The organism is Nocardioides sp. CPCC 206348 (genome assembly GCF_048654705.1).
In the GTDB taxonomy this organism is placed as follows: domain Bacteria; phylum Actinomycetota; class Actinomycetes; order Propionibacteriales; family Nocardioidaceae; genus Nocardioides.
In genome coordinates this window covers 16,167-23,523 of record NZ_JBMCZA010000161.1, presented here as the reverse complement: position 1 = coordinate 23,523, position 7,357 = coordinate 16,167, and the positions used below count along the sequence as shown (strand labels likewise).

General features: G+C 66.6%; 7 protein-coding genes. All 7 read right to left on the bottom strand.

Annotated features, from left to right (window positions below):
• Nucleotides 1-229: 229 nt before the first annotated feature.
• Nucleotides 230-1,555, bottom strand: a complete 1,326-nt coding sequence (locus ACOADB_RS11820; protein ID WP_378598456.1) for an MCE family protein — start codon at nt 1,553-1,555, stop codon at nt 230-232.
• Nucleotides 1,555-2,769: an MCE family protein gene (locus tag ACOADB_RS11815; protein WP_378598453.1), complete on the bottom strand. Its 1,215-nt coding sequence runs from the start codon at nt 2,767-2,769 to the stop codon at nt 1,555-1,557. The genes ACOADB_RS11820 and ACOADB_RS11815 overlap by 1 nt, the downstream gene beginning before the upstream one ends.
• On the bottom strand, nt 2,766-3,845 hold the full coding sequence (locus ACOADB_RS11810; protein ID WP_378598450.1) for an MCE family protein: 1,080 nt from the start codon (nt 3,843-3,845) through the stop codon (nt 2,766-2,768). Before ACOADB_RS11810 ends, ACOADB_RS11815 begins: the two co-directional genes overlap by 4 nt.
• Nucleotides 3,845-4,834, bottom strand: coding sequence for an MCE family protein (locus tag ACOADB_RS11805; protein ID WP_378598447.1), 990 nt, complete (start codon nt 4,832-4,834; stop codon nt 3,845-3,847). Before ACOADB_RS11805 ends, ACOADB_RS11810 begins: the two co-directional genes overlap by 1 nt.
• Nucleotides 4,831-5,865 carry an MCE family protein gene (locus ACOADB_RS11800; RefSeq protein WP_378598444.1) on the bottom strand — a complete coding sequence of 345 codons (1,035 nt, stop codon included), beginning with the start codon at nt 5,863-5,865 and terminating at the stop codon, nt 4,831-4,833. The genes ACOADB_RS11805 and ACOADB_RS11800 overlap by 4 nt, the downstream gene beginning before the upstream one ends.
• Before the next feature lie 2 nt (nt 5,866-5,867).
• Nucleotides 5,868-7,052, bottom strand: coding sequence for an MCE family protein (locus ACOADB_RS11795; protein WP_378598441.1), 1,185 nt, complete (start codon nt 7,050-7,052; stop codon nt 5,868-5,870).
• 7 nt (nt 7,053-7,059) lie between these two features.
• Nucleotides 7,060-7,357, bottom strand: a 298-nt coding sequence (locus ACOADB_RS11790; RefSeq protein WP_378598438.1) for an ABC transporter permease, incomplete at its 5' end; no start/stop codon positions are given.

Genomic DNA, 7,357 nt, shown 5'->3' with positions numbered 1-7,357 from the left:
TCCAGCAGGCTCGCCAGGTTCTCGTCCGACGTGGCGCCACTGATGGCGATCAGACCGCTCACCTCGACGGTCGCTGCGGCCACAGCAGCTTTCTCATCGATGACCCGTTGGCGCTGATCCTGCCAGTCGAGCCCCCGCTCACCGCCCAGGATCAGCAGGGCACCCACCGCCAGGGAAGCGAGCCCGGACTGCCAGGAGAACGGTTTCCGGAGTGCGGCGAAACGCTCCCTCAGCCCGCCGACAGCGGCGCCAGTACCAGGATCTTCCACAGTTCTTCCTCCTTGCCTTCGTCGACGTCGAGGTCGCTCTTGTCGCCGCCCCGCCCGATCGCCAGGTCGTAGGCCACGGAGCCGCTCGTGTCAGGCCAGGCTCCCCGGCGGAACGTCAGGCCGCACGATGCCGGCAACGGGCCGCGTCGTGTCGAGTCGGGACACGGAAGGTTGCGGGCACCGCGGACGGCAATCGGGCTGTCGGCCGGGATCTCGCAGTGGGCCAGTGGATCAGCATCGCGACGACTGGTGTCGCTGGGCGATCTGCGCTGACGAACGGGCAGATACCCCGCCTTGCAGCTGGGTGGATTGTTCAACGCGGCACGGAGGTCGAACTCGGCATCGCCGAGCCCGGCACGCGGGTTGATCGCGCCCTGGAGGCGGGCGACGGTGGCTGGATAGACGACGAGCATCTGCTTGATACCCGGCAGGTAGGCGTTGAGCACCTCGGCGTTGGTGGTCGCGTTGGTGAGGAACATCGGCAAGGTCGGTTGCACGTCGGTGATGGTTCGCGTGAGTGCATCCAGACCGCCCGGACCAGACCTGAGCAGGGCGCGCAGATCCGCGCTGTCGCTGGCTGCGAGCGCCGTCGTCAGGTCGTTCAATGCCGCCGCGTAGGTCTGTGTGCTCGTCCCCAGTTCCCCCTGAGTGGTGAGCACGGGGCGCAGGGCGGTGATCAGCGACATCGTCGTGTCGATATGCCGCTGGGCTTCGGCCAGGAGCTGCCCGGAGGAGTCGATGATCCCCTCCAGATCCGCAGACCGTCCGCCGAGCCCGTCCCCCACCTGATCCAGCACGAGGCGCGTCTGCTTCTTCGGCACCGATGCCAACAGCCGATTGACGGATTCCAGTACGGGCGTGATCTGCGGCATCTCGATCGCACGGTCCCGCGGGATCTCGCCGCCATCGGCGAGGAACGGGCCCTTCCCCTTGACCTCGGCCGGCGGAACGAGATCGACGTACTGCTCGCCGATGGCAGAGGTGCTGTGCAACTCGGCCTTCGACCCCGCGGGAATTTCGGCGTCGTTGTCGATACGCAGCGTCGCCACCGCACCGTCCTCGCTGACCTCAAGTCCCACGACGGTGCCGACCTTGACCCCGCGGTAGGTGACCAGTGCCTTGGGATACAACCCGCTCGCATCGGCGTAGTCGACCGTGACGTCGTACACGCCGAGACCCACCATTGCCGGAACCTTGGCATAGGCAACGAATGCCAATCCGAGCGCAACAGCCGAGAGGGCGGCAAAGATCCGCAACTGCCAGATGATCAGGCGGGTGAGGAGCATCAGCAGAGTCCTAGCAAGGAGAGGAGGCAACTGGTCTTTCCGGCGGAGGAGCCGGCACCGTCGCCCTGCCCGCGTGGCAGGTTCAGCAACTTGCCCAGCTGATCGTCCAGCTGATCGGTGAGCCGGCCGCCGGAATCGGGTCCAGCACCGCTGGCGGCGTCCGGGATGATGAGCGGATCGGCGAGGGGGTTCCCTGCCTGCAGCGCTGGGGAAACGCCGTTCAACCAGACGTGATCGAGGGTCGTCGTACGCAGGTCGACCGTCGTGAAGAGGTTCAAGTAGTCGCCCTTGATGGCGTTGCGTGTGGTCATTGCCGGCCACGGGATGGTGAGGCCCAGCTTCAACGCCTCGGGCAGTGACTCACTGACCTGGCCGAGGTTGGTGAGGATCGGACCCAGCGAGTCGAGGTTGGTCAGCAGGGCCGCCTCATTCACCTGAACGACACGCACTGCCCGCTTGCTGACCCGCGCAGTGTCCGTCACCGCCTTCACCAGGTTCTCCCGTTCCTCCTCGAGGACCCGGAGACCAGGGCTGATCCTCTTGACGGCGTTGACGAACTTTCGTTGGTCGGCGTTCAGACCGGCGCTGAGAGCATCGAGCGATTCCAGTGCGGAGACGATCTCGTTGCGGTTGGTGTCGAGGACGACGAGCAGTTCGTTGGTGTGGCGGATCAGATTGCGAGTGTCCGGCACCCGGCCCTCGAGGGCCGTCGACAGCTCCCCGGTGATCGTGCTGATCTGCGAGAGCCCACCGTTGTTGAGCAGGAGCGCCACCGCCCCGAGAACCTGCTCTGTAGCGGGGTAGGAGCCGGTCTGTTCGACGCCGATCACGTCTCCCTGGCGGAGTACGGCGTCGACCCGGGCATCGGTTGCGGCGGGCGCGGCCGAGACCTCGACGTACTGCGCGCCCAGCAGGGTCTTCTGGCCGATCGAGAACATCGCGTCCCCGGGCAGCTGCACGTCATCGAGGAGGTGCAGCTCGACGACGGCCTCCCAGCCGTCGACCTCGATCTCACCGACGGTTCCGATCACCACGTTGTCCTTCTGGACCGTCGAGTTGGGGACCAGATTCTCGATCTGGTCGAAGTGGACGTGGACGGTGTAGCCGTCGTCACCGACTGCCGCCTGTCCGGGCAGCGTGTGGTCGTTGGGTTGGATCGCGCAGCTGGAGGAGAGGACCCCGGCAATGACCCCCACGACTGCGAGCGCCCTCATGGCGCACCCCCGGGCGCACGACCGAGCAGATCGGCCAGCGGGGCAGACGCGTCGTGGCACTGCTGGCTGGTCCCGCCGATGCCCAGCAGCGCGCCGCACAGCAACTGGCCGATGCTGTCGAAGTTGGCGGTGCTTGCCCTCGTCACGATCCCGTTGTCCTCGATCGTGTTGTGAAAACCGATGAGCGCGTGTGGGGCGACGTGGAACACGCCAGCGAGCTCGTTGGAACGGTCCGCCAGCGCCGCCATCAGGAGGTTGAGGTCGCGAACGGTGTTCGTGAGCCCGGTGTGGTGACGCTGGGCGTACTTCTCGGTCTTCGCGAGGACGTTGGCGAGGTCACGCAGAGCTCGGCGCAGAGAGCTGCGATTGTCCGCGAGCACGGTGCCCACCGCAGCGAGTTCGTCGGTGAAGCCGCGGACTGCCGCATCGTTGACCGCGAGGTTGCGGGTGAAGCGATCAAGGTTCTTGACCGTATTGAACAAGTCCGACCGGCCGTCTGACAGCGCTGCTGCAGCGTCGTGAAGCTCGATGATGGCTTTGCGCAGGAGGTCAGAGTTGCCGCTCTTCAGGCTTCTCTCGAGGGCCACGATGGTGGTGGCGAGCGCTCCGTCCTTGTCACCGTTCTGCGGTCCGAGGGTGGTCGCGAGATCGGTCAGCTGCTCCTTCACGTCGTCGAACGTGACGGGGACGGCCGTTCGCTCGACCCCGATCGCATCCCCGTCCCGGAGCCGCTCGCCCGTCGTCCACACCGGCGCGAGCTGGACGAACCGGCCGCTGACCAGGCTGGGCGCGACGATGGCGGCACGGGCATCCGCAGGAATCGGCTGGTCTCCATCGACCTCCAGAGTCACGACGACACTGTCACCTTCGTTCTCGATGGCAGAGATCTTGCCGACGCTGACGCCCAGCACCTTCACGTCGTCATTGACGTTCAGTCCCTCGGCGCTGGTGAAGCGCGCGGTGATCGTCGTGTAGCTGTCGTCGTCCCACCAGCTCCAGGCACCGACGGCCAGCGCAGCTGCGAGGACCAGGGTGACAACCCGGCGCCCTGGCCTCCACGACCGAACCCCGCCCATCACTGCGACAATCCGGACAGGATCGGCGCCGACGTCGCGGGCGAGGTCAGGTTCTGGATGTAGATGTCGAACCAGGGTCCGCTCGCGAGGGACTCCCCGACCCCCGTGGTGTAGCCACGTAGCCCGGTGATGGTGGCCTGCAGGTTGTCCTTGTTCTTGTTGAGTACGTCGACCACCTTGTCGAGCTCCTTGAGTGCAGGCCCCAGTACGTCGTCGGTGTCACGCATGGTCAGTCGCAGCTGGGAGGAGAGCCGCCGCGCGCTCCGCAGCAGGCTGACGACGACGTCCTGTCGGGCGTCCACCTCCTCGAGCAGGGACCTGCCTGCACCGAAGAGCGATGCCAACTGCTCGTCGCGGGTGGCCAGCACTCCGGTGACCCGGTCGGCCCTGTCGACCAGTGAGGTCAGCGCATCGTCGTTGGCCGCGACGGCCGAGGACAGCGCCATGACGCCCTCCAGAGCCGGGCCGATGTCCGAACCCGTTGCCTGCAACATCGCGGAGGTCTCCCCCAGTGCATCCGCGAGCTTCGCCTTGTCGATGGCCGCAGTGGTCTCGGTCAGCTGGTTCAGCGTGCTCGTCAGGTTGTACGGCGAGGAGGTGCGGTCAACGGGAATGGTCCCGCCAGAGCTGAGGTCACCTGGACCGCGCGGCTCGAGCTCGACGGCCGCGCGTCCCAGCAGGGTCACCGTGACGATCCTGGCTTCGGTCCCCTCACCAACCTTGACGTCGGCGTCGGTCAGCACGATGTCCGCGACGACGTGCTCGCCGTCGAGACGGACACTGCGCACCTTGCCGACCTGGGCGCCGGAAATCAGCACGTCGTCTCCGTTCTTGAGGCCACCGGCCTCGGCGAAGTGCACGTGCATCACGTCGTTGTTGCCGATCAGCGGCAGCTTGTTGAGGTTGAGTCCGGCGAGCACGGCCAGAACCAGGGCCAGGGTGCCGACGACCCCGCGGATGACAAGGCGATCGCGACCGTCGTTCCTCATCGCTGGCACCGCTTTGCTTCGGACTGGATCCACGGGGTGATGCCCAGATCGGTTCGGAGGCGGGCACCACACAGGAAGATGTTGAAGAAGTTGCCGTAGGAGGCGGTCGTCTGCAGCGTCCGGTAGTGAACGGGCAACGCAGCGAGGACCTGTTCGAGCGTGGCCGTCTTCTGGTTGATGCCGCGGCTTGCGACCGCGAGAGCCACCAGGTCGTTGCGGAGGTCACCCCGCGCTGCGGCGAGGAGCGGCGCCGTCTCCTGGGCAAACGTGTCGATCTGCGCAGCGGCGTCCAGGACCTGGGAGTCCTGCTCGTCGAGACCGACCGTCAGCGCTTCCAGGCTGTCGATCAGTTCACCCAGAGAGCCGGAGCTCTCATCGACAGCGCCCACCACGTTGTTGAGGTTGCGGATCACCCGGCCAATCAGCTCTTCGCGGCCCCCGATCGTGGTCGTTGCGGATGCAACGTGGTCGACGAGCGCGGCGACCGCCGACTGCTGCCCCTGGAGCACCTGGACCACCTGACCGGACAACTTGTTGATCTCCGAGGGGCTGAGACCGGCGAAGAGCGGCCGGAAACCGTTGAGCAGGGTGTCGAGGTCAAGCGCTGACGCGGTCTGCGAAAGCGGGATGATTCCGCCCTTCGCGAGCAACGCGGGCCCCGGGCCCTCAGACCTTGCGGTGTCCTGGGTGAGCTGGACGACGCGGTCGCCGGTCAGGTTGCGGTACTGGATCGTCGCGTGGGTCGCCGTCGTCAGGTCGTGGTCATTGCCGACGTCGAAACTCACGCGAACGGTGTTGTCGTCCTGGACGTCAATGTCCTTGACCTTGCCGACATCGACGCCCGCAATCCTGACTTCGTCGCCCGCCACCAACCCGGAGACATCGTCGAACACGGCCGTGTAGGTCTCCCGGTCACCCGGTCGGTACTCCCCCGTCACCGCGGCGATCCAGACCGTGACGACGGCGGCAAGGCACAGGAACGCACTGAACTTGATCAGGTCCGCGCGTTGGCGCTGGCGCTGGATGCTCATCCTCATGGCAGGTTGACTCCCCCCGCCAACAGGCCCAGCAGCGTGTCGAGCGACGACTGGCTGGGCGTTGGCTGCGGGCCGACGTAGGGGTTCGCTCCGGTCTTCAGTGCGGTCAGTGGCTGCGCTGCCTCTTCGGGCGTGACGTGCGGCAGGCCGAAGCAGACGGGCCCTCGGTCCTCCCCGATGAGGGGGAGGTTCTCGCCGTACTTGTAGGGCTCCCGACCGGGAACCACGTGGGTCTGGGCGGTCAGACCTGGGTTGGTCCCCCCGATGGCCGCCTCCAGCGGCTTGTTGACCTCGGCCAGGCCCAGCACCAGGCACGGAAGTCCGGGCGCGTAGCGCTTCAGGGTCCGGGTGACCGGCTCGATCAGGCTGAGGGAGGTGAAGATGCCCTCTTCCGAGCTTCGGAGCAGGATGTCTGACTGGTCGCTGAAGGCGGTGAGGCTGCGCTCGAACGCGCCGAGCGAGGCGCGTTGGCGCACCAGTGCGTCAGAGATCTCGCCTGTCCGCGAGAGGGTGGCGATCAGATCCGGCCGGGAGGCGTCGTACACGTCGAGGACGTCGTCGGCAGCGCGAAGGTCCGAGCTCAGCGATGGCAGCGCAGCGTTGAAGGACACCAGGTAGGCGTCGGTCCGGGTGACCAGGTCACCGATCAGCTTGCCCCGTTGGTCGAGGGCGCCGGCGCCGGCGGTCAGGGCCGCGTTGACCTCGGCTGGCCGGGCCACGTCGAGCACCTTGGTGAGGTTCTCGAAGGCCTCGTTGACCTCGACGGTCACCTTGTCGGCGGGGATCACCGCACCCGCCCGGATTCGGTCGCCCGTCCCGTCGCCGACCGGAGAGAGCTGGACATACTTGGCACCGAACGCGGTCGGCGGCACGATCTGCGCCGTCACGTCCGCCGGCACCCGGTCGACGACGTCGCTGTCGATCTTGAGTTCGATCCTGACTGTTTCGCCTTCGCCGTCCACGTCGCCGACGGTGCCGATCTCGACACCCCGGAGCTTGATGGGTGCCCCCTTGGCCAAGGTGAGGCCTGCGCGATCTGCCTCGACCGTGACCAGCACGTTGTCCTCAAAGGCGCCGCGGTACTTGGCGATCGTGCCGACGATCAGACCGGCAATCAGGAGAAGGAAGACGAAGCCGAACACCAGCTGTCGGTCGAAGCCGTGGGCGCGCGTGGTTGTCATCGTCCGGTCACCCCGCGATGTGGACCGAGGGTCCACCCCAGACGGCGATGGCGAAGATCAGGTCGATGAACATGATGCAGATCAGTGCTGAGCGCACGGCCTTTCCGACAGCCTCGCCCACTCCCGCGGGTCCGCCGGACGCGCGGAAGCCGTGGTAGCAGCAGATCGAGACGATCACGAGGGCCATCAGGACGACCTTGACCATGGCCAGGAACAGGTCGCCCGTGATGAGGAAGGTGCTGAAGTAGTGCTGGTAGGTGCCAGGAGCCTGGTCGTAGCCCACCGTCACGACGAGGTACGTCGCG

Coding starts and splice junctions, on each gene's coding strand:
- ACOADB_RS11820 (WP_378598456.1), bottom strand. CDS start 1,555: ATGCTCCTCACCCGCCTGATCATCTGGCAGTTGCGGATCTTTGCCGCC.
- ACOADB_RS11815 (WP_378598453.1), bottom strand. CDS start 2,769: ATGAGGGCGCTCGCAGTCGTGGGGGTCATTGCCGGGGTCCTCTCCTCC.
- ACOADB_RS11810 (WP_378598450.1), bottom strand. CDS start 3,845: ATGGGCGGGGTTCGGTCGTGGAGGCCAGGGCGCCGGGTTGTCACCCTG.
- ACOADB_RS11805 (WP_378598447.1), bottom strand. CDS start 4,834: ATGAGGAACGACGGTCGCGATCGCCTTGTCATCCGCGGGGTCGTCGGC.
- ACOADB_RS11800 (WP_378598444.1), bottom strand. CDS start 5,865: ATGAGCATCCAGCGCCAGCGCCAACGCGCGGACCTGATCAAGTTCAGT.
- ACOADB_RS11795 (WP_378598441.1), bottom strand. CDS start 7,052: ATGACAACCACGCGCGCCCACGGCTTCGACCGACAGCTGGTGTTCGGC.